24 protein-coding genes and 1 other RNA gene are annotated in these 26,516 nt (G+C 56.8%); 4 read left to right on the top strand and 21 right to left on the bottom strand.

The genetic code is table 11. The features are described from left to right. Positions 1-27: 27 nt before the first annotated feature. Complete coding sequence (locus tag G463_RS0105490) at positions 28-1,485, top strand: class I SAM-dependent methyltransferase (protein WP_026974363.1); 1,458 nt, start codon at positions 28-30, stop codon at positions 1,483-1,485. An 88-nt stretch (positions 1,486-1,573) separates the two neighbouring features. Here G463_RS0105490 and G463_RS0105485 read toward each other — a convergent pair whose 3' ends face one another. Both G463_RS0105485 and G463_RS18970 read right to left on the bottom strand, forming a co-directional pair. Next, entirely contained in the window at positions 1,574-1,951 is a 378-nt protein-coding gene (locus G463_RS0105485; RefSeq protein ID WP_026974362.1) for an SPW repeat protein, read from the bottom strand. Between the two features lie 304 nt (positions 1,952-2,255). Then, on the bottom strand, positions 2,256-2,822 hold the full coding sequence (locus G463_RS18970; protein ID WP_051321968.1) for a GNAT family N-acetyltransferase: 567 nt from the start codon (positions 2,820-2,822) through the stop codon (positions 2,256-2,258). A 90-nt stretch (positions 2,823-2,912) separates the two neighbouring features. Here G463_RS18970 and G463_RS0105475 point away from each other — a divergent pair, with 90 nt between their 5' ends. After that, positions 2,913-3,455, top strand: coding sequence for a GNAT family N-acetyltransferase (locus G463_RS0105475; protein WP_026974361.1), 543 nt, complete (start codon positions 2,913-2,915; stop codon positions 3,453-3,455). Positions 3,456-3,557: 102 nt separating this feature from the next. Here G463_RS0105475 and G463_RS0105470 read toward each other — a convergent pair whose 3' ends face one another. Both G463_RS0105470 and G463_RS18965 read right to left on the bottom strand, forming a co-directional pair. Continuing rightward, positions 3,558-4,091 (bottom strand): short-chain dehydrogenase, encoded by a 534-nt coding sequence (locus tag G463_RS0105470; protein ID WP_026974360.1) that lies wholly within the window; start codon positions 4,089-4,091, stop codon positions 3,558-3,560. A gap of 88 nt (positions 4,092-4,179) precedes the next feature. Beyond that, positions 4,180-5,148 (bottom strand): DMT family transporter, encoded by a 969-nt coding sequence (locus G463_RS18965; RefSeq protein WP_156900100.1) that lies wholly within the window; start codon positions 5,146-5,148, stop codon positions 4,180-4,182. 134 nt (positions 5,149-5,282) lie between these two features. Here G463_RS18965 and pdxR point away from each other — a divergent pair, with 134 nt between their 5' ends. After that, the gene (gene pdxR, locus G463_RS0105460) at positions 5,283-6,719 is read left to right on the top strand and encodes a MocR-like pyridoxine biosynthesis transcription factor PdxR (RefSeq protein ID WP_026974359.1); all 1,437 of its coding nucleotides are present in this window, start codon (positions 5,283-5,285) and stop codon (positions 6,717-6,719) included. A 10-nt stretch (positions 6,720-6,729) separates the two neighbouring features. Here pdxR and G463_RS23790 read toward each other — a convergent pair whose 3' ends face one another. The 4 genes from G463_RS23790 to G463_RS0105445 all read right to left on the bottom strand — a co-directional run bounded on the left by G463_RS23790 (position 6,730) and on the right by G463_RS0105445 (position 9,234). After that, complete coding sequence (locus G463_RS23790) at positions 6,730-6,852, bottom strand: hypothetical protein (RefSeq protein ID WP_281171061.1); 123 nt, start codon at positions 6,850-6,852, stop codon at positions 6,730-6,732. 61 nt (positions 6,853-6,913) lie between these two features. Continuing rightward, positions 6,914-7,444: an MFS transporter gene (locus G463_RS0105455; protein WP_026974358.1), complete on the bottom strand. Its 531-nt coding sequence runs from the start codon at positions 7,442-7,444 to the stop codon at positions 6,914-6,916. Between the two features lie 39 nt (positions 7,445-7,483). Next, a complete protein-coding gene (locus G463_RS0105450) occupies positions 7,484-8,137 on the bottom strand; it encodes an MFS transporter (RefSeq protein WP_026974357.1) in 654 nt (217 codons plus the stop codon). Between the two features lie 155 nt (positions 8,138-8,292). Beyond that, positions 8,293-9,234 carry a DMT family transporter gene (locus tag G463_RS0105445; RefSeq protein WP_084171238.1) on the bottom strand — a complete coding sequence of 314 codons (942 nt, stop codon included), beginning with the start codon at positions 9,232-9,234 and terminating at the stop codon, positions 8,293-8,295. Positions 9,235-9,401: 167 nt separating this feature from the next. On the opposite strand from G463_RS0105445, the gene G463_RS0105440 reads away from it, so the two are divergent. After that, positions 9,402-10,160: an exodeoxyribonuclease III gene (locus G463_RS0105440; protein ID WP_026974355.1), complete on the top strand. Its 759-nt coding sequence runs from the start codon at positions 9,402-9,404 to the stop codon at positions 10,158-10,160. A gap of 175 nt (positions 10,161-10,335) precedes the next feature. Here the strand turns inward: G463_RS0105440 and G463_RS0105435 are convergent, their stop codons facing one another. The 13 genes from G463_RS0105435 to eno form a co-directional block, all read right to left on the bottom strand. Next, positions 10,336-11,112 (bottom strand): SDR family NAD(P)-dependent oxidoreductase, encoded by a 777-nt coding sequence (locus tag G463_RS0105435; RefSeq protein ID WP_026974354.1) that lies wholly within the window; start codon positions 11,110-11,112, stop codon positions 10,336-10,338. A gap of 193 nt (positions 11,113-11,305) precedes the next feature. Continuing rightward, entirely contained in the window at positions 11,306-12,034 is a 729-nt protein-coding gene (locus G463_RS24000) for a metalloregulator ArsR/SmtB family transcription factor (RefSeq protein WP_084171237.1), read from the bottom strand. A gap of 448 nt (positions 12,035-12,482) precedes the next feature. Next, positions 12,483-12,852, bottom strand: a transfer-messenger RNA (tmRNA) gene (ssrA, locus tag G463_RS22170). Between the two features lie 270 nt (positions 12,853-13,122). Continuing rightward, entirely contained in the window at positions 13,123-13,587 is a 465-nt protein-coding gene (gene smpB, locus G463_RS0105420) for an SsrA-binding protein SmpB (protein ID WP_026974352.1), read from the bottom strand. A gap of 178 nt (positions 13,588-13,765) precedes the next feature. Further along, on the bottom strand, positions 13,766-15,475 hold the full coding sequence (locus G463_RS0105415) for an ABC transporter substrate-binding protein (RefSeq protein ID WP_026974351.1): 1,710 nt from the start codon (positions 15,473-15,475) through the stop codon (positions 13,766-13,768). A 304-nt stretch (positions 15,476-15,779) separates the two neighbouring features. Next, entirely contained in the window at positions 15,780-17,462 is a 1,683-nt protein-coding gene (locus G463_RS0105410; protein ID WP_342663811.1) for an ABC transporter substrate-binding protein, read from the bottom strand. 288 nt (positions 17,463-17,750) lie between these two features. After that, entirely contained in the window at positions 17,751-18,767 is a 1,017-nt protein-coding gene (locus G463_RS0105405) for an ABC transporter ATP-binding protein (RefSeq protein WP_026974349.1), read from the bottom strand. Positions 18,768-18,769: 2 nt separating this feature from the next. Beyond that, positions 18,770-19,792 carry an ABC transporter ATP-binding protein gene (locus G463_RS0105400; protein WP_026974348.1) on the bottom strand — a complete coding sequence of 341 codons (1,023 nt, stop codon included), beginning with the start codon at positions 19,790-19,792 and terminating at the stop codon, positions 18,770-18,772. Beyond that, positions 19,759-20,718, bottom strand: a complete 960-nt coding sequence (locus tag G463_RS0105395) for an ABC transporter permease (protein WP_051321976.1) — start codon at positions 20,716-20,718, stop codon at positions 19,759-19,761. Before G463_RS0105395 ends, G463_RS0105400 begins: the two co-directional genes overlap by 34 nt. A gap of 32 nt (positions 20,719-20,750) precedes the next feature. Continuing rightward, complete coding sequence (locus G463_RS0105390) at positions 20,751-21,722, bottom strand: ABC transporter permease (RefSeq protein WP_026974346.1); 972 nt, start codon at positions 21,720-21,722, stop codon at positions 20,751-20,753. Positions 21,723-22,204: 482 nt separating this feature from the next. Further along, positions 22,205-24,655 carry a ribonuclease R gene (gene rnr / locus G463_RS18960; protein WP_051321967.1) on the bottom strand — a complete coding sequence of 817 codons (2,451 nt, stop codon included), beginning with the start codon at positions 24,653-24,655 and terminating at the stop codon, positions 22,205-22,207. 141 nt (positions 24,656-24,796) lie between these two features. Further along, positions 24,797-25,036 carry a preprotein translocase subunit SecG gene (gene secG / locus G463_RS0105380; RefSeq protein ID WP_026974345.1) on the bottom strand — a complete coding sequence of 80 codons (240 nt, stop codon included), beginning with the start codon at positions 25,034-25,036 and terminating at the stop codon, positions 24,797-24,799. Positions 25,037-25,227: 191 nt separating this feature from the next. After that, positions 25,228-26,508 carry a phosphopyruvate hydratase gene (gene eno, locus G463_RS0105375; RefSeq protein WP_026974344.1) on the bottom strand — a complete coding sequence of 427 codons (1,281 nt, stop codon included), beginning with the start codon at positions 26,506-26,508 and terminating at the stop codon, positions 25,228-25,230. Positions 26,509-26,516: the final 8 nt, after the last annotated feature.

Raw genomic sequence — 26,516 nt, 5'->3', positions numbered from 1 at the left:
AATACACGGTCAACGGGGGTGGCAATGATGAACAATTTAGATGCTCTCATTGATGTGGCAAAGACAGTGGTCAAGCAGGATATCGTGATTGCGCCGTGGCTCACCTGGGGAGACGGGCAAAACCGAATCCCGTCTCATTTACAAACGGAGATGCAGGCGACGGCAACCCGATTGGCCAACCAGTACTGGAGTCCGGAGTGGCGGTTGAATCACACCAACAACTATCCCATTCCAAAAGATCAGGCTTGGGCCGCAATTTATGAGACGCTCTGCGGTACAGCGGTCTACTTGAGTCACTTGGAGCTCGGACAACTGGACGTCACGGAGGAAATGGTGAGTGTGTCGGAGCGACTCATGACCAACTTTCTTTCCCTGGTGGAACCCATCGATTATGTGAAGTTTTACTTATTAACCGCCATATATGAAAACCTGCATGCTCTCGAGTTTTACGGCTCGATGCAAGCGGACGAGTTTGTACAAGGGCATTTACACAGACCTTGGGGCACAGAGACGCTCCGCCAGGAACTCGATGCTGCGATTTCACTCGGGACGGTGGAGAGAAATCCGGAAACGGACACGCTGCGTCTGACGCCTGCGGGGAAGGACGCGCTTCGCGTCATAGAACAGATTTTCAGCGAATCCAGATATCTGAAGTTTCGTTCTCAATTGATTCAACTCAATAATTTCAACAAAGTGGAGGACATCTCCTCGATAATGGAAACCTTGTTTCCGAATTCCCATCTTTACCGATCCATGCTCGTGGATCAGAGCGGCATTCAACTGGGCATGCACGTCCTGGAACTGGGCTGCGGGAACGGTGCATTGACTTTCGAGGCCGGTTTGTATAAGAAGGTGGGACCGCATGGACGGTTGGTGGCTACAGATCCGTCCACGAGTTTGCTCGCGGCCGTGCGCCGGAAGTGCGAGGCGCATCAGGCCCATTGGGTGGAAGTGGTGCAAACAAAAGCGGAGCGCCTGCCGTTCCCAGACAACACGTTTGATACCGTGATTGGATGCGCGTTTTTGCATCTGACCAATATTGAGGAAACGGTTCGGGAAATTGCCAGGGTCCTAAAGCCGGGAGGAACGTTTGTCACATTGTACCCATTGCATTTTCCAGCTCAGAACCCGTTTTTCGTGGAGTGGTTTGCACCGTTGCTCACCCAACGCGGACCGTCCAAGAGTCAGGATACACTGCCAGGACCGGACACGGTGCCAGCCGCGATGAAACCATTCTACCAAATACAAGAATTGCGCGACCTGAGTGACGAAGTGCATTACACATCGCCGCGGACCGTCGTGAAGTTTTTCGTGGAGATTGCGAACTTGTTCGATGAACAGATGTCCGAGTTGCCGTGGCGCGCCCGCCAGGAGATGATCCAGCACCTGATGGAGCGGGGTGATGAGGTGTGCCGCAAATACCCGGCCGACCAGCTTGTGGAACAACATCCGTTGCAATTCATCCGAGCGGTGGTTGTGAAGTGACCGCCAGGAAATCACCAACGTCGGCACCGCCCATCCGGGCGATGCCGACGTTCTGCAGTGAATATCCCCATGCCGCTTGAACGACGCATTACGCGGAAGTGTTCGCTCTGCCGCTGCTGACGCGACGGCCAGAGCTGTCCTTGCCCTCCGCCATGGTCCAGAGGTTCAAGATGATTGTAACAATCCCCAAGATGACTCCGGTCCATGTCTCTGCCCCGTTCGCTGTCAGAGACAGAGCGAACGGCTGAATAATGAACCACAGACCCGTGATGAGCGACACCCAGTTCTGCCAGGTGGCCCACCCCACCTTTTCCTCATACGCCGCCCAAATCGAAGCGGCGGTCTGCACCAGACCAATGACCACACTTGTCCAGGTGGCGCCGGACAGATGCGAAAATCCGAGCAACCAAGGAGCCAGAATAAACCAGATGCCAATGAGAGCGTTGATCCAGTTTCTCCACTTCATAGAACGACACCTCCAACGTCTAATCGTTACAGATTCTGAAACGAATCGTGCTGTCAGCAACGTTGCCGCAGTGTCCGTGGAGTACCGCACCACCATCCGGTTTTGTAAGCGCGCTTACAAGATGAAAGTAGCTCGGTCACGCCATATTGTCAAAGTTAATCAAAGTCAACCTGACCGGATCGAGCCTCATGGCAGCTCGTGTATGGCAAATGGATGATGCTTACTAGCTCTATCTCGCCCTGGCTCCGCTTTCCAAGGTCATAGGCACACTATAAATGTCGCCAACCTCGAACTCACCGATTCGTCATTCGGTCACGCGCTTTGCTCCTTCGTCACAGGGGGCGCTGTGGTCCTTTGTCCTATCCACGTCCGACAGCAGCCCATTCGGACGCAACCGGCTCATGAGGACTTCGTCCACGAACCGTCCGGCGCTGCGGATGGCCCCGGTCTTTTTCCCTTCGACGACAAAGCCGAATCGTTCGTATAGCGCCTTGGCGCGCAGATTTGTCACCAGGACGCCCAATTCCACGCGTTCGAGCATCAGCCAGTGATCCGCCAAGTCGAGAATCTTTGTGAGAAGCGCCGTTCCTATTCCGCACCCGTGGTGCGCGGCATCCACGGCGATGTAGAACATACCCGTATGCGACCTTCTTCCAGACATTTGCACAAGTCCAGCATGGCCGACCACCTCTCCGTCGCTTTCCGCGACAAACTCATGGTGGTTGTTGCCGAGCTTGCGATACCGCTCTTCGAGTTGGTCAATCCGGTCGCTCGGAAGCGACAGGATATACGGCATCACCTGTTCCTGTAGATGAATCCGGTGAATCGCACGCGCATCACGGACCTCCACCGGGCGAATGACAAGGTTCATGAACGCACCTCCTTGCTCCCTTTGACGCCATTGGCTCCTTTCGGTTACGCTGTGTTCGGAGAAATGGTTGCCGCCGGGAGGCATAACTGAGTGAAGTTGATGGGCCGAAAAATCTACTTGCGATATCTGAAAGAATCTGACGCAAAGCCATTGGTCGACATCCATCTGCGGAATCGGGCGTTCTGGCAGCGATACACACCACGAAGGGACGAGGTGTTCTACACCGAGAGCCATCAACTGCAACGCATCCGAACCAGTCTCGAAAAAATGCAAAGAGACGAACAATACACGTTCGGTATTTTACTGATAGACACCGATGAACTGATTGGCATCATCGAGTTGACGGACGTTCTTCGAGGCCCTCTGCAATCCTGCTGGCTGGGATATTATATCGACAGCAGCCACAGCGGACATGGATATACGACAGAAGCCGTCCAGCTACTCGTTGACCATGCCTTTCACGTCCTCAAACTGCACCGAATTGAAGCCGGAGTCATGCCGCATCACGCGGGATCCATCCGAGTGCTGGAGAAAGCGGGTTCCCATAAGGAAGGACTCTCCAAGAAGAATGTGAAGATCAACGGTCAGTGGGAAGACCATTTGCACTTCGCCATTGTGAATCCAAACGATTGACGGACATGGCTGCGTGACCTTGCCCGTCTACGTTGAACGACATGGTTCCGCATCCTCCACCGATTCTCCGTGGACGTAAGCCTTGGAGGATGCCGTCCTCTTCTACAGCGGCCGCTTATCCCAGGGCTCCAGCGTGCCCACCACAGTTCGCTCGCCATCCTTTCGTATGGCATCCATCACGCCGCCCGATATTTCCTCATGAGTGAGCCATCGAGACCGGTTTCCCTCGATGACGAAGCCCAGCACAACCTCTCGATACCGGCAATTCGGCGGTACCTGCGGCGGCTCTGGGTTCAGATGCGCCGCGCTTCCACGTACGTGAAAGAGTCTCCATGGAGCCGAGGCATGGCGCGAGACCTCTTCGGAGATCACGCGGAACGCGTCGCGAGCATCCGTATGAATCCAAAACACCGCCAATTGGATGGGGCCATGCAGCGAAACGGCTTCGTCAATACGTTGTCGAAGCGTCTCTGACTCCCGATAATCCACGGTGATCGCGTGGATCCTGCCAGCCGGTATTTCATCAGAGAATCGGCCTGCTCGTCTGCTGACCACCGAGACGGTGTACCCCTGTTGGGCGAGCCACGTTGTAACCCCCGCCAACATCCCGGTTCCACCGACCACGAGGCTGTGCATGTGCCACTCCCCCCTGGATGAAGACGTTATCCTTCATATTTCTCCCATAATAACACGTACCATCCAGGCTCACCATACGTCCATCGTCTTACGCCTCGTCCGTGTATGGATGCACCACTGCATCGGTCTGCTCATTCCCCGACTTGGCGCGAATGGACGTCCACCGCCCCAACGCCACCCACAGCACCACAACCATCGCCGCCAGCACCGTCGGAATGGTGAGTGGCTCTCCAAGCAACAACCAAGAGAACAGGATGGTGAAAAACGGCTGCAGGTACTGCAACTGACTGACCCGTGCCACACCGCCGAGCGCCATCCCCGTGTACCATGCCACAAAGCCAAAGAACTGGCTGCCCGCCCCGAGATACACAAGCCCGGCCCACGCCATCCAGGAGGCGTGAATGTGTGCCATGCCACCGAATACAAGGTCTAATGCCAGCACAATGACCACCGCCGGTGCAGCCAGCACCACCGACCAGGCAATCACCTGCCATCCTCCAAGATCACTGGACATTCGCCCGCCTTCCGCGTACGCAAAGGCAACTATGACCACAGCGCCGAGCAGCGCTAGGTCCACGAAACGGAAACCACCGAACCCCGAAAGGCCACTGTATACGGCCACAGTCAGCGCTCCGCCGCCACTGCATCCCCAAAACTTCCATGAAGGCCGCTCGCCGTGCCGCAGTGCGGATACGGCCGCGGTGGCCAGCGGAAGCAGCGCCAGTTCCACAGCGCCGTGGGATGCGGGCACCCGATCCATCGCCCACGCCGTCAGCAGAGGAAAGCCAAATATGGCGCCAATCACAATGATGATGAGTCCGGGAAGATACCGCTTATCCGGCAATTTCTCATGCTTGAGCCAGAGCATGCTGGCAGCAAATACAGCGGCAACAAGTGCCCGACCCGGGCCGACAACGATGGTTCCGAACCATCCAACCGCCACCCGAGAAGCCGGCAGCGTCAAACTGAACACCACCACTCCGACGAGCCCATACAATAATCCCCGGGTTTCCAACTGCCGGGTTGGCATTTGAGCTGGATTCCCCGTCCTATTCATACAACCGCCTCACTTCTGCTGGGATGTCAGTCTCAGCGTAACGGTGTGAATCTCCGTTGTACCCAGCCAATTGGAGATGACTTTTCCCATCCAATTCGGATACCATGGAATCCATCAAGAGAGGGGCATGACCGATGGATGTGCGTCTGAAAATCACCGACGGCGAACCGGTGTACCGTCAGATTGTCAGATACATCGAGGAACGGGTGCGCAGCGGCGAATTGGCCCCCGGAACGCTGTTGCCGGCGGAGCGCAAATTGGCGGAGCAGCTCCAGGTCAATCGAAGTACGGTCAGCGTTGCCTACGATGAACTCCGTGCCCGGGGCTTCATCCGCTCCAAACAAGGCAGCGGCACCCGCGTCAGCGAAGATGCGTGGGGACTGGAGTTTCGTGCGCCGGACTGGGCGGGCTACGTGTCACAGGGCATCTTTCAACCCACACTGCCCTTGGTTCGTCTGCTCTGGGAGGAGAACCGAAGAGCCGAAAACATCAATCTGGCTCGAGGCGAAATGGCGCCGGAACTGTGGCCCGTCAAACAACTGCAAGCGTTGGCCGCAGAACTCCCTCCGCAAGTGCAACTGGGATACGGCGATCCGCGCGGCGAAAAAAGTTTACGATCCACCGTCTCCCGACACCTCGCCGACCACTACGGCATCCGCATGCCTGCTCATCGCATCCTGATCACGGCGGGATCGCAGCAGGGACTGCATCTCGTCACGCAAAGTCTGCTTCGTCCCGGCGACGCAGTGGCTTTGGAGAAACCCTCGTATGCCTACTCTCTTCCGCTCTTCGCATCGGCCGGCGTGCGCATGTTTCCGCTTCCCGTCGACGAGGATGGGTTGGTGCCCGATGAAGTGATGGCCCTGCATCGCAGGCACAGAATCCGCATGGTCTTCGTGACCCCGACGCATCAAAATCCCACAGGAACCCTGTTGACCCCCGAGCGAAGACGGAGGCTCATCGACATCTGCGCGGACCTGCGCATCCCGATTGTGGAGGATGATGCCCATGGCGCCCTGACCTTGGATGGCAACCCTCCCCCGCCACCACCACTGGCCGCCATGGCGGGTGCGGATCAACAGGTGATCTATCTGGGGACTTTGTCGAAGACGTTTGCCCCCGGGCTTCGGGTGGGCTGGATGACTGGGCCAACCACCGTGATTGACCGCATCGCGGGCGTGCGGGAGCAGATGGACTTTGGTATCAGCGGCATCACGCAGGCCATTGCTGAGCAGGTGCTCGCAACGGGCATCTGGGCGGAGAATGTGCGGAGACTTCGGTCGGAGTTGACGAAGCGCAGAAACATCATGGTGGATTGCCTTCACCGCTATTTCGGAGATGACTTGACGTTCACCATCCCTCAGGGCAGTTATCACATTTGGGGCAAGATGAAACATCCCGTTCGTGACAGGGATTTAGCGGAGAGGGCGATTCGCAGCGGTGTGGTCATTGCCCCCGGATCTGTGTACGGAGCCGGGCCTGGGTACGTGCGTCTGACATACGCGAGTTCGCCGGAAGCTGACATTGAGGAGGGAATTCGTCGGCTGCACAGAGCATGGAAGGACGGGTAGCGCCGTCGAATCACCCAAGGTACTCGGGAACAATCTCCTCTTCCATCACACCCGTGTCACCGAACCGCAAACGATACGCGCGCGCCATCGGGCGAGAACTGACGACGCGCTCGAGGTTTGCGGACTGTGTCAACCCCAATTCTCACGGACTTGATCCGGATTTGGGACGAAAGGCTTCAAACGTGGGATGAGGCTCATTCTCTGTTGATCACTGTTCCGGTCCTGTGTCCAAACTGTGCTAACCACGTTATGCCGCAGAGCAGCGACATCGCCCCGATGCCGAGACCGATGGTCGGAATCCCGAATCTCGAAAGCGCCATGCCCATCATGACGTAGGAAAGCTGCATCACGCCACCGTACGTGGCCCCGTGCAGCGCAAACACCCGACCGCGGACATCCGCATCGGTGCTCGTTTGCAGCAGGTATGTATCGAGTGGAATGATAATCCCAGAGCTAACGCGCATCAACAAGAGCATCAGCGCTCCCCAGGCGAAGACGGTGAACTGTGTCATCGCACCGAAAAACAATGCCTGAGTCAGATAGGCCACGCCATACCAAAAGATAGCCCGACCACGTCGCCGGCCCACGAATCGATTGACCGCGTACGATCCGGTGAGGACCCCCACGCCATCCATGACGTACAGAAGCCCGATGCCAAGCCCGCCCATATGGTAGACCTGCTGGCCGAGCACCGGGATGAGAATGTTGTACCCACCGCCGGCCAATCCCCAGCTGATGCCGATGAGAAGGATGGCGCGAGCCGCTCAGTTGTGCAACGCAGCTTGGAAACCGGCCCTGAGAGATTGAACATATCCGTCACCGCGCGCCCCTGTCCGACCTTCTTCCTGCCAATGGCATCGAAAAATATGCCATGCGGACCACAGATAAGACGCAGCGTTCATGCTGAAGCAAAGGCCAGGGCCGATGGTGGCGGATACGATGCCACCTATGGCCGCACCGACAATTTGAATCAACCCGCTCGCTTGAGATTCAAGACCGTTGGCAATCGCCAACTCATCCTGGGAGACGATGAGTGGCATGGCCGCATTCCACGAGGGCGAAAAAAGCACACCGGATACACCGAGCAGAGCGGAGTTCGCGTACAGGATCCAACTCGCGTGCAACACGACCGATAAAATGAGAGAGATGGCAAAGCACGCGCGCACCATGTCGGTGAACATCAGAACGCGTCTCTTGGGGAGCCGGTCCACGAATGGTCCAGCAAGCGGCCCAAGAATCACGGATGGCAAAGACCGACAGAGAAGAACAAATCCCATGGCTGCCGCCGAATGTGTCAGCGTCAGGGTCACCTGCGCCAGAGCCACTTCATTGAACCAGTTCCCGAACTGACTGCCTGTGGAAGCCAGCCAAAGATTGCGGTAGTTTCGGTTGGATGCCAACAACTGCTTTGCGTTCACAGGTACGCCTCTTTTCGCATGTCACTCGTGCACTTTGTAGGATATCATGCGAGAAGAGGCGCCACCATACGTCCATGGTCTCGTAAGACCTTTCGCAAATGTCCCTGCTTCGATGGCGTCCTCCGGACGATGTCCGTTGAACTATTTCGGCCTCGTTAAGAAAGTCTTCTCCCCCACAACATCGCGACGACGATACAGAGTCCACCCACCATGGAGACCACCGATAGGCGTTCCCCAAGGAGAAGGACCGAACAGGCGGCGGCAAACACGGGTTCACTACTCATGAGGACCGCCACGCGAGCCGGTGACGTGCGGCGAATCATGGTGAGCTGGACAAAAAAGGCGAACATGGTGGCAAAGACGGCGAGATATCCCGTGATGAGCCAAAAGGACGGTGTGAGATGCGCAACGGATGGATGTTGAAACAAACTCACAATCCCAGATCCAACTGCGACCATGCCCAGTTGCATCGTGGTGAGCGCTCCAGAGTCCATCTTTCTCCCGTCCGTCATCTTCTTCGTTATGGTCATCTGAATCGCGCGGCAGAGCGCTGCGCCCAACATGAGAAAATCTCCCGTGTTGATGTGGTATCCATGCAGCGTCAGCATGGCCGTCCCCAGCACGGACAGACCCACCGCGCCAAATATGCCTATTTTCGGCCGCCTACGATACACCATACTGTCCACAATGGGCACCATGACAGCAAACAGACTGATGATGAACCCCGCGTTGGCAGCCGAGGTGTTCGCCACCCCAAACGTCTCCAGGGTGAAGATGGAAAAGAGAGATAGTCCGAGGACGATGCCGGTGATCCACGTGGTTGTATCCGCACTCCGAATTGCGCCCATCGTCAGCGGCAGCATGAGAATGGTGGTCAACGCAAATCGAATGCCGAGAAACTCCAACACGGGCACGCTGGATACAACATCCTTGGAGGCGACATACGTGGTGCCCCAAATGAGTGCGACCAGCAGCAGAGAAATGTCCGCCGTCCATTGCGATTTCCAGGCCTTTTGGCACCAGGTCACGATATGCGATCTCCGGCTGTCTGCGGAATGCAGCGGCTCGAGTCCGGCTTGTTGCAGGATATTCTCCATTCCCCACCTCCACTATTTCACAGTTTTCATCCAATACAGATAATTATAGACGATCCGGTAGATGCATGGTGAACACATCTCACAGTCGCCCATGTTCAATGCGCCCCGACTGACGCGGTTTATGCTAAACTGGGACCGAATATGAAAAGGATAAGGGGATATTCACGCTGAAACTGGTATCCTGGAATGTGAACGGTCTGAGATCGTGCGTAAATAAAGGTTTCCTCGACTATTTCAACCATATCGGTGCGGACATATTCTGCGTTCAGGAGACGAAGCTGCAGGAAGGGCAGATTGATCTGGACCTTGGAGCGGAATACAGGCAGTACTGGAATTATGCGCTCAAGAAGGGCTACTCCGGAACTGCTGTATTTTCCAAGATGACGCCAATCAACGTACGTTACGGTCTGCAGGAAGAGACGGAGCCTGAGGGACGGATCATCACGCTCGAGTTTGAATCCTTCCATCTCGTGACCGTTTACACGCCCAATGCGAAACGCGATCTGTCGAGGCTCGCATACAGACTGGAATGGGAAGATGTATTTCGAAACTTCGTGCTGGAGCTTGACGCACAGAAGCCCGTCATCATCTGCGGCGATTTGAATGTTGCCCATCAGGAGATTGACATCAAGAATTGGAAATCAAACCGCGGCAACTCCGGATTTACGGATGAAGAACGCGAAAAGATGACGCTGCTCCTGCACTCCGGTTTCACGGACTCCTTCCGATATCTTCATCCCGACCGCACGGACGCCTACACCTGGTGGTCCAACATGCCCAGAGTGCGAGAACGGAACATCGGATGGCGAATCGACTACTTTCTCGTTTCATCGAGACTCCGACCCTTCATCGTCGACGCTCGCATTGATTCGCACGTATTGGGAAGCGATCACTGTCCGGTTGTGCTGGAGATGGCTGAATTTTAATGATCAATGCGGGGCCCCTCATCGGAATCCCCGCTGTTTTGGCGAAAGGCAGGAGTCCTCGGTCCAAGTGCTTAAAGGGTGAGACCGCACCGGACAGAGACATTCAAGTACAGTCACTGCCCAGAGCGGCACCAGTGCACGGAAGTACCAAATGAAGTCCTGCGTTGACAAACGTTTATCCCTCGTTCAGGAACCGCGCAATACGAGTGATGAGTCGCCGTGGGGCGAACCGAGTACTTGTGGCCAGCACCCGATTCCGCATCCCTGGAATTACGATGTTTCGCCCCTTCATCAAGCCCTCATATCCCAGTCTGGCCACGGTTTTTACGTCCATCACCCCGCTGCCCTGGAACAACCGACTTGTGGACATATTTGCGCGACTTGCAAATTCGGTGAACGTAGGACCTGGACACAGCGCCGTGACCGTAATACCGTATTCTCTTACTTCATTGGCTATCGCCTCACTAAACGACAGTACGTACGCTTTTGTTGCATAATAAACTGCCATAAGCGGTCCCGGCTGGAAAGCCGCCGTGGAAGCCACGTTTAAAATATATCCGCTCTTTGCAGCAACCATGGAGGGAAGTGCTAAACGGGTTAAATATGTAAGAGCGCGCACGTTTAAATCGATCATGTTCAGCTGAGTATCCGGATTTCCGTCGGCAAACTGTCCCTTCCAACCGTATCCCGCATTATTCACCAGCGCATGAATGGTGAGGTTCCTGTCCCTTAATTCATCAAAAACTTCCCTCGGCGCGTCGGGTTCACTTAAGTCTTTGACGATGATATCCGCTGACGTAGAGAACGATTGCTGGAACTCATCCTTGATTTCCGACAGTCTGTGAGCATTTCGAGCGACGAGAACGAGTCGATAACCGTGCTCAGCGAACACTCTTGCTAACTCAAGTCCAATTCCATGCGATGCCCCCGTGATTAACGCTGTTTTTTCCATCGGCCTCACCCTTTCTAACAAATTTCATTATGGCACTCAAACGCTTTTGACTTCTTATCTGTTTTCTACAATGGAATACAGAAAAATGCAGCACCGAACGCGCTGCATTGAATTTTTCATTCTCTTGTATCGTTCTTGTCCCCATTCGCACCGTCGAATGCCAAACGAAATCACGGTGTTCATGCGATTCCACTCATCGTTCTGCCAGCACTTTTTCGAGCTGATTGGCCATCCTTTGCCAGCCATACAATGCTCCATGAAATGCTTGCTCTGCTTGGAACCCGGTTTGCTCGAGGTGCACATGCGTCGTCCCATCGTCGGCCTGTTTGAAAGTCCAGGTAACCGTCGTGTTTTCCCCTCCACTCACCCACGTGTAGGATAACCGATGAGGCTCGTCCACTGCGATTACTTCACAATCTATAATTCCATCCCACCATTGGGTCGGTTCGGCCCGAAACTGAAATTTATGACCAACAACCGGTTTAAAATCATTTGGATAAAGCCATTTCGCAAGAGTGCTTGAATTCGTAAAGGCAGCCCAAACTTTCCCGATTGAACACTTGAATTCAAAGTGAAGTGACACGTCTTTCCCCGTGTGTTGTTCCTCCTCCAACAATCGATTTAAGGCGACCATTTTGTTGGTCCAGAATTTCTCGTAATAAGATACCCAATCTTGAATTTGCCTCAATGGAACGGGATTCAGCCTATACCGGGTTTCCCTTCCGACTTTCCTGTGTACAACAAGATCAGCGTCTCTAAGAACGGCCAGGTGTTTGGAAACCGCCGTGCGACCTATTGGCAGCTGAGATGTCAACTCGTGAAGAGGTAATTCTTCCGCATCTGCCAAGAGACGAATGAGTTTTCGGCGGTTTGGGTCTGCAACAGCGTGATAGACATCGTGCATTTGACTTAACTCGGACAAAGCAGCCTCCTCCTATGGAAGGGATCCATTCCGCTTGTGTGCGATACACTAAGAACTCTTATCCCATAAACCTTGCTACGCCGCAAGTTGTTGCTCAATCGCAGACTTACAGTGGTCAAGCTCTTCCTGAGTGTAGCTTTTACGACCAAGCATCGAATACGTCCTTTCCACAGAGATGTGGAGGAAGATACGGCGTTCAAATCACCCAACACAAAACCTGCCTCAGCAATCATAGGACACAAACTGGTGTCCAGTCAAGTTCGACCCAATTTTACCATTGCACTGCATAGACGCGTCTTAAAGATGCCTAAACCTTATCGGTTAAACCAGATGCCGTGCTCCTCGCGGCGCATGCGCCGCTCGTGCGCGCGGGGCGAACCCGTGACGGTCTCGCTCCGACTACCTCCACCAAAAAGTAACGGGCTCCCTCATCGGGAGCCCTACTTTTTGGTGGAGGCGACGGGAGTCGAACCCGCGTCCGAAGACCTCGCTACATGAACTTCTACGGGTGTAGTACATCTATTGTCCTGTCCCTGCGGCACGCGGATGCACACGCTTGCCTGCAGGTGAGCTCGTTTTTCTCGTTAACCGCCGTCGAGCACAGCGATTAACCAGTCCGTTTCGTTGACGTCACCAGGTGATCACGGACCCATCACAAGGTAACGGCCTGGAGCCAATTAGGCAGCCAGGGCGAGGTTGTTGTTGAAGCTCTTCTTAGCTTTGCCAGTTAATTTCGATCCGCGTTTTTTACGTGGCCTCGCAGCCCCACGACCCGCCGTTCATGCTCGAACAATCCCCGTCGAATCCAAAACGCCCCCATGTGGGTGTTTGGATGCGGAATGCCGAACATTCCGGGTGATGTGTCCCACAACCAAGGACACGCTGGCAAAGGAGCTCATGCAGTGCCACCCCCTCAATCCATCCGCGCCAGGACAATGCGCTGGTTCCGCGCCCCAAGGCACTGCGTCAGACGCATGGACCGCTAGGGTGTGCATTCACAACCTTTATCATAGTGCATCCGTCAGATAGGTGCAATGGTGGACGGTTGGCATCATTGGCTCAATCCGCCTCCGGCGGTGAAGCCACCGTCAACGGTTTCTATCGCGCAGAGCGCGTTCGATTTCGCGCTGCGCGTCGCGCTTACGCATGGCCTCCCGCTTGTCGTGCAGCTTCTTACCTTTGGCGAGGCCGAGTTCCACCTTGCAGAACCCGTTTTTCAGGTACAGCTTGGTGGGTACAAGGGTATACCCTTTTTCTCGCGAAGCGCCGACCAACCGCGCAATTTCCGCCTTGTGCAGCAGCAGCTTGCGGCTGCGCAGCGGCTGATGGTTGAAGCGGTTGCCCTGTTCGTACGGGCTGACGTGCATGTTGTGCAGCCAAACTTCCCCATCCTCCACCTGGGCGTAGGCGTCGCGCAAATTGGCCGATCCGCGTCGGATGGACTTGATCTCCGTGCCCACGAGGACAATGCCTGCTTCGATGGTGTCTTCGATGAAGTAGTCGTGGTACGCTTTTCGATTTTGGGCAAGGACCTTTCCGTCGTGCTTGGCCATTTCGTTCCACCTCAGGTGTAGTCAAGTGAGTGCGCCTGATATGATATGGTACCATGCCGCGGCGGATGACGACAAGAAGCATGCGCCATGCGGATTTACCCGCGAAAGCAAACGGTGGGCCAGCGGCCGTAGCGGCCGACCGACCCACACGAAGGTTGGATGCAAGTTTGCCCCGCGCTTAGGACTGACGATCCACCCACCACGTTTGGATTCCGTAGAAATATCCGTACGGCAGCGACGGTTCCGGCGCCCACTGCGGGTTCCAGTGCACGTTGCTGGAGTACGCGAACGGCAAACCGTACTGATACAGGAAGACCTCCGGCAGATCCTGAGACATAATCTTCGCGACCTGTTGGTAAATCTTCGACCGCTGGGTCTTGTCCAGCGTGGCGTCGCCCTCTGCCAACAGTTTGTCCACCTGCGCGTTCTTGTACCAGCCCATGTTCTCGCCGTTGGGCGGGAAATACTTCGAACTGAAGAGGACGGAAACGTCCGGATCGACCGTCATGTTCTGGCCCATCAGTACCGCCTGGAATTTGCCCGGGTTCAGGCTGTTTGCCACGAGCGACGAGAAGTCTTCGGCCTTGGGCTGACAATCGATGCCGACATCCTTGAGTTCCTGCTGGATGACCGTGGCAATCTGTTCACGGCGGCTGTTTCCGGTATTATACAGCAGCGTGAAGGAGAACCGGTGGCCATCCTTCTGGAGAATGCCGTCCGGCCCCGGTGTCCATCCGTCTTCCTTGAGAAGTTGCTTCGCCTTGGCCGGATCGTAGTTGTATGTAGTCCCTGCCGTCGCCGCGCCAGTCCAACCCACGGGTGCCGGAAGGAACGGGCTGTTGAGCAGCGTACCGGTGCCGTGCAGGACGCTGTCCAGCATGCCCTGGCAGTTGAGCGCATACGCAATCGCCTGACGAGTCTTCTGGCCCGTGAACGGATCGAAATTGCCCGGGAAGTTAGATGCCTGGAAATTGAATGCGAGATACTCATACTGCGGCCCCGGCTTCAGGATGACGTCGATGTTCTTCCTCGCTTCCACCGCGTTCAGCTGCGGAATCGGCACCGACTCGTTGACGTCCGTGTCGCCTTTGATCAGAGCCTGAACTTCCGTATTCTGATCCGCGTAAATCTTATACATGATGGTCTGAATATGCGGCTTCGGACCCCAGTAATTCGGATCGCGGTCGAGTCTCAGATATTCCTTCTGATTCCACTCCGTCCACTTCCAAGGACCGTCGGTGACAGTCTTGGTGGGATCGGTTCCGTACGGATTTTTCTCCAGGTCTTTCGGTGCGATGTTCTTCAACACGTGATACGGCAGCACCGGGAAGTTCAACGAATACTGGAACGGCGCAAACACGGATTTCAGTTGGATTTGCACCGTGTGTTCATCAATCTTCTTCACGCTCTTGACGTGGTCAAAGTTGGACAGAAGCACCGAGCCGGTGGCCGGGTTGAGAATCGTGTTGATGGTCCAAACCAGGTCGTCTGCGGTGACCGGTTGGCCGTCGCTCCACTTGGCGTTCGGCTTCAGTTTCACTGTGTAGGTAAGCCCGTCCGGACTGATTTTCAGCGGGCCATCCGCAAGCGACCACGGTTCCGCGACGAGGTTGCCCTTCCGATCCACATCGTAGACGTTGGCATACAGCAGTTGCTGGATGTCGCCGGACGCCGTGTCTTCGATAAACAGCGGGTTAACGGTCACGATGTCGCTGAATGAGGAAACCACGAGCGTGCCGCCATCCTTCGGCGTGGCGGTCGAGGCATTTAACGATCCGTTGTCCGTATTACCGACCGCGTTGTTCCCGCCGGTACCGCATCCTGCGAGCAACAGGCCGGTTACAGACAGCGTCGCGATTGGTAGCAGCCACTTCTGTTTCTTTGTCACTCTCTGAACCCCCTAAAACCCAGATCTGCGAATGAGTCGTTCCTTTTTTGGCGCTAACCCGTAATGTACCCACAGAATGCGCCATTACTCATTCATCAGATCATGATGCATGCTCTGTGATTGTCCCCCTCTTTTAACAAGTTGTCAATCGATTGATAATCGAGACCGGATTAAAAGGAATCGAGTATGAAAAGCATTCTATTTCTGGAATATGACGTGTATCAGAGCTGTGTCGCAAAGTAGAAAAAGGACAGCGCATGATGCACTGTCCTCGTTGATTCTCGCAGGATAACACGGTATGGCGTCAGTCCAGCCACCAGTTCTGGATGTGGTAGAAGTAGCCGTACTGCAGCGAGGCTTCCGGTTTGTCCGCATCCGCCCAATGCACCCGGCTGGAGTAGGCCATCGGCAATCCGTATTGGTACAGGAACACCACGGGCAGGTTCTGCGACAGCTCTTCCGCCACCTGTTGATAGTACTGCGCACGCTGGGTCTTGTCGAGCGTGGACACGGCTTTCTCCAGCAAGTCGTCCACCTTCGAGTCTTTGTACCAGAACATGTTCTCGCCGTTCGGTGGAAAGTCCTTGGAGCTGAACAACTGCGTCACGTCCGGATCTGGTGTGAGCACCTGGCCCATGAGCACGGCCTGGAACTTGCCCGGGTTCAGATTGTTGGCAACCAATGAAGAGAAGTCCATGCCTTTCGGCGTCGCCTGTATCCCCACCGCTTGGAGTTCCTGCTGAATCACCGCGGCCACCTGCTCGCGGCGGCTGTTACCCGTATTATAGAGCAGGGTGAACGAGAACTTGTGTCCGTCTTTCTGCAGAATGCCGTCCGGCCCCGGTGTCCAGCCGTCTTCCTGCAGCAGCTGCTTCGCCTTGTTCACGTCGTAGTCGTAATGTGTGGCTTTGTCGTCCGCGCCCGTCCAGCCCACCGGCGGCAACAGGAACGGCGAGTTGATGGGATTGCCGACACCCTTCAGGATATCCTTCACCATGGAATCCCGGTCAAGGGCGTAGGCGATGGCCTGACGCGTCTTCTCGCTCGTGAAGGGATCGAAATTGCCGGGGAAGTTGGACGCTTGGAAGTTGAAGCCAAGGTATTCAAACTGCGGTCCCGGTTGATTGATGATGGTGATGTTCTTCCGCGCCTGCACAGCCGCCAATTGCGTGGTCGGCACCGCCTCGTCGAGGTCGACGTCGCCTTTGAGCAGCGCCTGAACCTCGGTGTTCTGATCCGCGTAAATCTTGTACACGATGGTCTGAATATGCGGCGCCGGCCCCCAGTAGTTCGGATCTTTATCAAATTGCAGATATTGCTTCTGCACCCACTTGGTCCACTTCCACGGCCCGTCCGTGACCGTTTGTGAGGGGTCCGTGCCGTACGCGTTCTTCTGCAGCTGTTTCACCGGCACATTTTTCAGAATGTGCGACGGCAGCGCGGGAATATTGAGGTTCACCAAGAATGGGGCGTACACAGACTTCAGGTCGATTTGGACTGTATGATCATCCAACGCCTTGATGTCCTTGACGTGGTCAAAATTGGACATGAGCACCGAACCGGTATCCGGATTCATGGCCGTTTGAATCGTCCACACCACATCCTCCGCCGTCACCGGTTGTCCGTCGGACCACTTGGCGTTGGGCTTCAACTTGATGGTATAGGTGAGACCGTTGTTGCTGATTTGCGGAGCTCCGTCGGCCAGCGACCAGGGCTGGGCCACCACGTTGCCGTTGCGGTCCACGTCATAGATGTTGGCGTAGATGAACTGCGAAGCGTCCCCCGAGGAATCGTCTTCAATAAACAGCGGGTTGACCGTGACAATGTCCGAAAACGTGGATACGGTCAACGTACCGCCATCCTTCGGTTGCTGTGAAGATGATGAAGTGTTCTGTGAATTGTTGGTGGACGACGTGTTGCTTCCGCATCCGGCAACCAGCATTCCCGCCACGGACAACGTGGCGATGGGGAAAAGCCACTTGCGCACTCTCTTCAATCCGCATGCCCCCCTGTTTCGATGGAATTTGTTTGTGTCTGAAGGGTGCGTGGTCCGAGCTCCTTCACTCTATGGCCTCTCTCATGGTTATCTTCAATTTTTATCGTTCGGCGACATGGTGTCAAGCGAATTTTTCCACGTTTCCCAAAACTCCGTTAGTATAGTTTCCACGGATCTCCCATGTCCATGTCACCCACATGACCGTTCGCGGCACACCCTGAGCATGTCAAAATGTGCACAAACGCCGCTCGAAACATCCGAGCGGCGTTTGTTTATTTCTCACTCCAACGGGAAATGGCAGGCGACCAGGCGATCATCCGTCACGCGGCGGAGCGGCGGCTCCTCGGTTTTGCAGCGCTCCTTTGCGAACGGACAGCGCGTGTGAAAACGGCAGCCCGACGGCGGATTGGCGGGCGACGGTACATCCCCCTGCAGCACAATCCGCTCGCGCTTGCGACCGATTTCCGCGCGCGGAATGGCGGACAACAGCGCCGCCGTGTAGGGATGCAGCGGATGCTTGAACAACTCGTCCGTGGTGGAAACCTCCACCATCTTACCGAGGTACATCACGCCGACCCTGTCCGAAATGTGACGCACCACATTGAGCCCATGCGCGATGAACAGATACGTCAACCCGAGTTCCCTCTGAAGTTTCATCAACAGGTTCAACACCTGCGACTGAACCGAGACGTCGAGCGCCGATACCGCTTCGTCCGCCACCACAAACCGCGGGTTGAGCGCAATGGCGCGGGCAATGCCGATGCGCTGGCGCTGGCCTCCGGAAAACTCGTGCGGGTAGCGTCCGCGCCGCGCAGGATCTAACCCGACCGTGCTCAGCAATTCCACAACGCGGTCGTCAATCTGCTTCGCGGACAGATTCGTGTGCACCTTCAGCGGTTCGCCGATGATGTCGCGAACGGTGAACCGCGGATTCAAGCTTCCAAACGGATCCTGAAAAATGATCTGCATCTTCTTTCGAAGATCCCGCATCTGCCGTCCGGAGTATTTCAGGATGTCCTCGTTCTCAAACAGAATCTGGCCATCGGTGGCCGATTGCAACTGCAGCATCACGCGCGCCAACGTGGACTTGCCGCATCCCGACTCGCCGACCAATCCGAAACATTCGCCGGCCTGAATGCCGAACGACACGTCATCCACAGCGCGCACGTTGCCGACGGTTCGACTGAACAACCCCTTCTTGATGGGGAAGTACTTCTTGAGATGTTTCACCTCAATCAGGTAATCGCCGCCGTTGGTCGGCGACTGCGCCGTCGCGTCCTGCGTCAACTGCGCCATGCTCATTCCCCCTCTCCCGCGGTCGTCATCACGGTCTTCGCTTTCTCCGCCACTTCTTCCGCGTACCAGCAGGCCGACCGTCGGCCGTCCCCCACGTCGCGCAGCGGCGGCTCTTCAGACCGGCAGCGATCCGTCGCGAACGGACAACGGGGATGGAACCGGCACCCTTTAGGCAGGTTGGCCAGGCTCGGAATGGAGCCCTTGATGGTGTACAACTCCGTTCCCCGCGCGCCTTCCAGCCCCGGAATGGAATTGAGCAGCCCCACGGTGTACGGATGGAGAGGCTGTGTAAACATCTGTTCCACCGTACCTTCTTCCACAATCGTCCCCGCGTACATGACGGCGATTCGATCCGCCATCTCCGCGGCCACACCCATGTCGTGCGTGATCAACAGGATGGATGTATTGAACTCTTCCTTCAAATTCCGAAGCAAATCGAGAATCTGCGCCTGCACCGTCACGTCCAGCGCGGTGGTGGGTTCGTCGGCAATGACCAACTCGGGCCGACAGATGAGCGCCATGGCTATCACCACGCGCTGACACATACCGCCCGACAGCTCATGCGGAAATTGCTTCGCTCGAATTTCCGGCTCGGGAATCCCGACCATGCGCAGCATCTTGACGGCCTCTTTGCCCGCTTCTTCTTTCGAGATCCCTTTGTGCAGATACAGGGCCTCCGCAATCTGATCGCCCACGGTGAACACCGGGTTCAGCGCGTTCATGGGTTCCTGGAAGATCATCGCGATGCGGTTGCCCCGAATCTTGCGCATCTCTTCCTGACTCAGTTTCAGCAGATCCCGACCGTCAAACAGAATCTCGCCTTCGAGCACAATGCCACCGTCATAATCGGAGAGCCGCATCACGTTCATGGACGTGACGCTCTTGCCGCTCCCCGACTCCCCAACGAGGCAGACCACCTGGCCCTTGTCAATGCGGATGGACACGCCGTCCAACGCCTTCACGATGCCATTCTCCGTGACGAATCCAGTGTTCAGATTCCGGATTTCGAGAAGCGGTTCCGCCATTTTTGCAGCCTCCTCCGGGAAATCTTCAATTTCGTACGCGGGTCAATGGCGTCGCGCAACCCATCGCCGATGAAATTGACCGCCAACACAACGAGCAGGATGCACAGCCCCGGATAGATGGCTTCCATCGGATTGGTCAACATGAACTCCTGCGCATTGTTGAGCATCAGCCCCCAGCTCGTTTGCGGCGGCTGAACACCGAGTCCCAGGTAGGACAGCGCCGACTCCACGAGAATTGCGGTGCCAACCTGAAGCGTCGCATTCACGATGATGGGCGCCGTGGAGTTCCGAATCAGGTGACGGGTGATGATACTCCAGTTGCTCACGCCGATGGCCCGGGCCGCCTGCACGTACTGCATCTCCCGAAGCTGTAGGAATGTGCCGCGGACCAGACGAGCGACGTACTGCCAACTGGTGAGCGACAGCACGGCAATCATCAACCAGAAGCCAGAGCCAAACAGCGCCAGGACCATGATGTTCAGGAGCAGAGAGGGGATGGAATTCATCACGTCAACGAGACGCATCAGAATCATGTCCACCCAACCGCCGAAATATCCGGCAATCGCACCAACCAGCGTACCCACCACCACCGAGCAGAAGGCCACGCAGAAACCGACAATCAGCGACACGCGTCCCCCGTACAACAGGCGCGTGAACACGTCGCGTCCAATTTCGTCGGTGCCGAGCAGATGTCCGTCCGTTCCGGGCGGCAGACTCGCGTGCAGCATGTCGATGGTGGCCGGGTTGTAATGCGTGAACAGGGGCGCAAACCCGCACAAGACGATGAAGAACAACAACACAATCAAGCCGACGACGGCAAATGGATTGCGGAAAAACTTGCGCATGGCCACGCGCGTCAGACTCGTCGGCGGAGCCGCCACGCCTTCCGCGGAGAAGTCCGGCTTCGTCGATTCCACCTGTGCCATCTGTGATTCCTCCGGCGTCGTGTTCAGTTGACTCACGCGGCTGCGCCTCCCTTCTTGCCCAGTTGCACGCGCGGATCGACCACCGCGTACAGGATGTCGGCCACCAGGTTGCCGATGACGACGAACACAGTGCTGACGAGCGAGATGGCCATCAGCACGGCGTATTCGCGCGCGAACGCCATTTCCACAAACAGCCGGCCCATACCAGGCCAGTTAAAGACGTTTTCCGTGATCACCGCACCGCTCACGAGAATCGGTAAATCCAACCCCAGGACGGTGATGATGGGGATGAGCGCATTCCGCAGCGCGTGACGATAGATGACCCGCTTCTCCGAAGCGCCTTTGGCCCGTGCGGTGCGAACAAAATCCATGTGCAGAACTTCCAGCATACTCGCCCGGGAATACTTCAAATAAGAAGCGAGGAAGCCGAGCACGAGAACGGTAACCGGAAGGACGAGGTGCCATATGAGGTCCCCGATGTCTCCCTGCTTGTTCATGCTGTGCATGTCCGAGAGTGGAAACCAGTTCAGATTGAGAGAAAACATCTCCTGCAGCAGGATGCCGAACCAGAACGCCGGCATCGCAAATCCGAGGTAACCGATTGCCGCGGAGATGTTGTCCGAAAGACCATAAGCGCGGGTGCTGTTATATATTCCCCACGGAATCGCAATCAATAGCGACAGTATCCAGGAAACGCCCATCAGAATCAGGCTGTTGCCGACTGTGGGCCACAGGATCTGTCCAACGGGGACGTGATTTTTATACGTGTAGCCGAGATTGCCGTGCAACAGTTGCCCCAACCAATGCAGGTACTGTATGGGGAGCGGATCTAAGAGTCCCATGTTTTTTTCCTGCTGAAGAATCGCCGCTTGGGTCCCGCTCTTTGGCAGCAGCACCATCAGCGGACCGCCCGGCGCGGCGTGCATCAACGCAAACGAGATCACGCTGACAAGAAAGAGTACCAGGACCGATTGCAGAATCCGGCGAATGAGATACTCTGTCATGAGTCAACCTCCCTTGATGAGGGATACCAGTGCCGCTGCTGCCTTGTTGATTCCCGCACCTGTCGCGCCGCCCGGCCAACAAAACATGGCACACGCCCGAGCACTGCAAAGGGCACACGCCATCCTCGTCCTGTCACGAAAGCCCCCGAGTGTGGCGAGGTGCGCGCAAACAAAAAGGCCACGTTCTCACCACAACAGCGGCCTCCTTCGGAATTGCGCGAGCACAGGGCTGGCTTTTCGATTCACAGGGGTCTCTGCGAACAATGGTGTCTCTTCCGAATCCATGACCCAATCGAGAGTATGCCTATGGGAAACTGCATCAGCAGAGCGGTTGGCCAGGCCCCCCTGAATCTACAAATGCTATACCGCGATTGTCTACATTTTAAAAAGGAAAGTCAAGAAAATCCCCATCATTTTACAGGATTTTGTCAAAGAGGGTGCGGCTGGCAGTCAATCAAACCACACCCGCGCACGGGATATGATCACGTCCACGTTTCCCTGCCTCGGCGGCCCTTCCCGCGCTTTTGCTTGGCGGCGCGCACGCCCGATTTGGCGAATCGGTTGCCGCCTCCTTTGCCGGAACCGCGCTGCTTACCGGAGACCGAGGCCCGTTTCCGGCGTTCTTTCCCCGCGCCCTTGCCATGGCCGCGAGCCGGACCGTCCTCCGCAGAACGAAATCCCCCCACCCTCGGCTTGCGATGGCGAGACAACGCCTCGCGCTCCGCAATCTGCCGCCGTCGGTCCGCTGGCGACAAATCCTCGTCGTACACCACGCGGTCACCCCCGGCCGTGGACACCATGGTGCCTTCCCGCTGGTGCGCGACCAGTTGAAAATCGATGGTCAATTCTTCCTTATTCGCCCCAACCACCTGAATTCGAACCGGATCTCCCAAGCGAAACACGCGCCGCGTGCGTTCGCCCACCAACGCCATCTGCTTGTCGTTGAGCACGTAGTAGTCGTCCGTCAGGTAGCTGATATGGATGAGTCCCTCCACGCCGTTCATCAGCTGCACAAACAACCCGAACGATGTGACCCCGCTGATGATGCCATCGTACGTCTCGCCAATATGGTCGAGCATGTACTCCACCATCTTCAATTGGTCGCACTCGCGTTCGGCATCCTGGGCGATGCGCTCCCGCTCGCTGGCGTGCGCGGAACCTTCCGTCACATACTCCCGCAGTTGATCAGCGCGTTCCTCATCCAATCCGCGCGTCAGCACCTCGCGAATGATGCGGTGAATCATGAGGTCCGGATAACGGCGAATGGGCGAGGTGAAATGCGTGTAATAGGTGGCCGCGAGTCCGAAGTGACCCACGCATTCCGGCGAGTAGCGCGCCTGCCGCATGGATCGCAGCATCATCGTCGAGATCACGCGCTCCTCGCGCGTGCCGCGGATCTCCTCGAGGATGCGCTGCAGCGAGCGCGGGTGCACCTTGTTGTTGGCGCCTTTGACATGATACCCGAAGTTATGGATGAACGCGTTGAACTCCATCATTCGGGTGATATCGGGATCTTCGTGAATCCGGTATACGAACGGGACCTCCAGCCAGTGGAAATGTTCCGCAACGGTCTCGTTGGCGGCCAACATGAACTCTTCGATGATCCGCTCGGCAATGGATCGCTCCCGCTGCACAATGTCCACCGGGTGGCCGACGTCGTCCACCACCACCTTGACTTCGGCGAAGTCGAAATCAATGGCACCTCGGTCCATCCGTTTTCGCCGCAGAATCAGCGCCAGTTCCTCCATCAGTCGGAACATGGGCACCAAATCCCGGTAACGCTCCACCACATCCGGCTGGCGATGCACGAGGATGCGGTTGACATTGCTGTACGTCATTCGCTCCGTCGTCCGGATCACGCTGGGGTATATGTCGTGGGCAATCCGCTCGCCGTCCGGCGTGAACTCCATCTCGCAGGTCATGGTGAGTCGATCCACTTTTGGATTGAGAGAACAGATGTTGTTGGACAGACGCTGCGGCAACATGGGAATCACGCGGTCGACCAGATACACGCTCGTCCCTCGACGGTACGCTTCGCGGTCGAGGGCAGAGCCCTGGCGCACGTAGTAGCCGACGTCCGCGATATGCACGCCGAGCAGGTAGTTCCCGTTCTCCAGGCGCCGCACGTGCACAGCGTCGTCCAGGTCTTTGGCGTCCTCTCCGTCAATGGTAACAATCACTTCGTGCCGCAGATCCCGTCGGCCCTGCAGGTCTGCAGGCGTCAGTTCGGCGTCAATCGCCTCCGCCTCGGCCAGTACTTCCTCCGGAAACGCCTCGGGGAGCGCGTATTTGCGCACCACCGACAGGATGTCGATGCCTGGCGCGTCGGGATGCCCGAGCACCTCCACCACTCTGCCCTGCGGCCCGCGTGTGGCGGTCGGAAACGAAGTGATCTCCACCACCACCACGTACCCGTCATGCGCCCCGCCCGTATCCTCGCGGGAAACCAACACGTCCTGCGGGAACCGCTTGTCCAATGGCGTGACAAACGCGTGATCGCGGTGATGGCTCAATTTGCCCACCATGCGCTGGGTGGTCCGCTCGAGAATGCGCAGGATGCGCCCTTCGAGCCGCGGGCCGGTGGTTGATTTTTCTGGGCGCGCCAACACTTTATCTCCGCTCATGGCTCCGTTCAAATCACCGGCTGGCACGTACAGATCCGGGTGGCCCGGGACGTCGGGAATGACGAATCCGTACCCGCGGGCCTTCATCTGAAGCCGCCCCACCACCAGGTTCATGCGCTCCGGCACCCCGTACCGATCCGTTCGGGTGCGCACCACCTCGCCGCGCTCCTCCAACTGATTCAACAGCTTCAGGAACGCTCGAAAATCGTCCGCCGTGGACAATCGAAATGTATCCAACAGTTCATGCACGGTCATCGGCTTGTACGCCTCGCGGCGCATGAACTCAATCACTTCTTGCGCTTCCACCATCGTCTCCACCTCTCCGTCTGCATGGCGGCATATGCATTTAGTATAACCGACCGCACCAGGTGTACACCCACGCGCGCACGACAGGCGGCAATAAAAAACTGCCCAACGGAATTTCCGTCGGACAGCCGTGAGAGAGCGAGGTTAAGCGCTGTGCACATGCAGATACGCAATCAGCAGTGTAACCAGGAAGAACAGAATGGCCAGCACCACCGTGACCTTGGCGAGCAGCGAATCCACCCCGCGCGCCCGGCGATTGACCACCTGGTCCGAACCGCCCGTGATGACGCCGGACAATCCGGCGCTGCGCCCGGATTGCAACAGAATCACGAGCACCAAAAGGACGGACAGAATCACGAGCACCACTTTTGCAGCCGTGAGCACCTTGTCACCTCCATCCGTACGACGCCGTACGCCGCAGTATGTCTTCGGCGCCGGCAAAGGCAAGCCGCACAGACATATCACGTCCAAAGTCTAGCACGAATCTTCCCGTCCGACAAACGTCGGCCTGCAATCTCTAACCAATGGAATACGGGCTGCGCAAACGCACAGCCCGTAGCAAACCGCCGAATGAATCACTTGGACTGGAACAGCACCTGTCCGGCGTAGACCGCCGCCGTGCCCAATTCTTCCTCAATCCGCAGCAGCTGGTTGTACTTGGCCACCCGATCCGTCCGGCTCGGCGCCCCGGTCTTGATTTGCCCGGCGTTCGTCGCCACCGCGATGTCCGCAATGGTCACGTCCTCCGTCTCTCCGGACCGATGGGAGATGATGGAGTTGTAGCGCGCCGTCTTCGCCATTTCCACGCCGGCAAACGTCTCGGTGAGCGTGCCAATCTGGTTGACCTTGACCAAGATCGCGTTGGCCACGCCGCGCTGGATGCCCTGGGTGAGGCGTTCGGTGTTGGTGACGAACAGGTCGTCGCCGACCAACTGCAACCGGCTCCCGAGGGCCCGAGTGAGGGCCTGCCACCCTTCCCAGTCGTCCTCCGCAAGACCGTCCTCAATGGAGACAATCGGATATTTTTCGCGCAGCGTTTCGTAGTACTTAATGAGGTCATCCGCACTTCGGGTAACCCCTTCGCCTTCGAACACGTACACTCCGTTCTGATACAGTTCGGTGGACGCCACGTCCAGCGCGATGGAAACCTGAGCCCCCGGGGTGTAACCCGCTTCTTCAATCGCCTGCACAATGATGGCAATCGCATCTTCGTTGGTCTTCAGGTTAGGTGCGAAGCCCCCTTCATCGCCGACGGTGGTAGCCAGATTGCGCTTCTTCAGCACCGACTTCAGGCTGTGAAACACCTCGGCGCCCATCCGCAGCGCCTCTTTGAAGGTGGGTGCGCCGTGCGGAACCACCATGAATTCCTGGATATCCACCGTGTTGTCGGCGTGCTTTCCGCCGTTCAAAATGTTCATCATCGGCACCGGCAGCATGCGAGCGTTGAAGCCACCAAGGTAACGGTACAGCGGAATCTCCAACTCCGCCGCCGCAGCCTTGGCCACCGCCATCGAGACGCCGAGAATCGCGTTGGCGCCCAACTTGCCTTTGTTCGGCGTACCGTCGAGCGCAATCAACTTCTGGTCAATTTCCACCTGATCCTGGGCCTCTTCGCCAATCAGTTCGGGGCCGATGGTTTCAATCACGTTTTGAACCGCCTGACGCACGCCTTTGCCGAGGTAGCGGCTTTTGTCGTTGTCGCGCAGCTCCACCGCTTCATGCGCGCCGGTGGACGCACCGGAAGGGACGATGGCGCGACCGACGGCACCGGATTCCAGCTGCACTTCCACTTCAACGGTCGGATTCCCGCGGGAATCGAGGACTTCTCTCGCATGGACATCAAAGATTTCAGACATGATGGGAC

The sequence above is a fragment of the Alicyclobacillus contaminans DSM 17975 genome (genome assembly GCF_000429525.1).
GTDB classification, from domain to species: Bacteria; Bacillota; Bacilli; order Alicyclobacillales; family Alicyclobacillaceae; genus Alicyclobacillus_A; species Alicyclobacillus_A contaminans.
The sequence above is the reverse complement of the archived record's forward strand: the minus strand, read 5'-3'. Positions and strand labels throughout refer to the sequence as shown.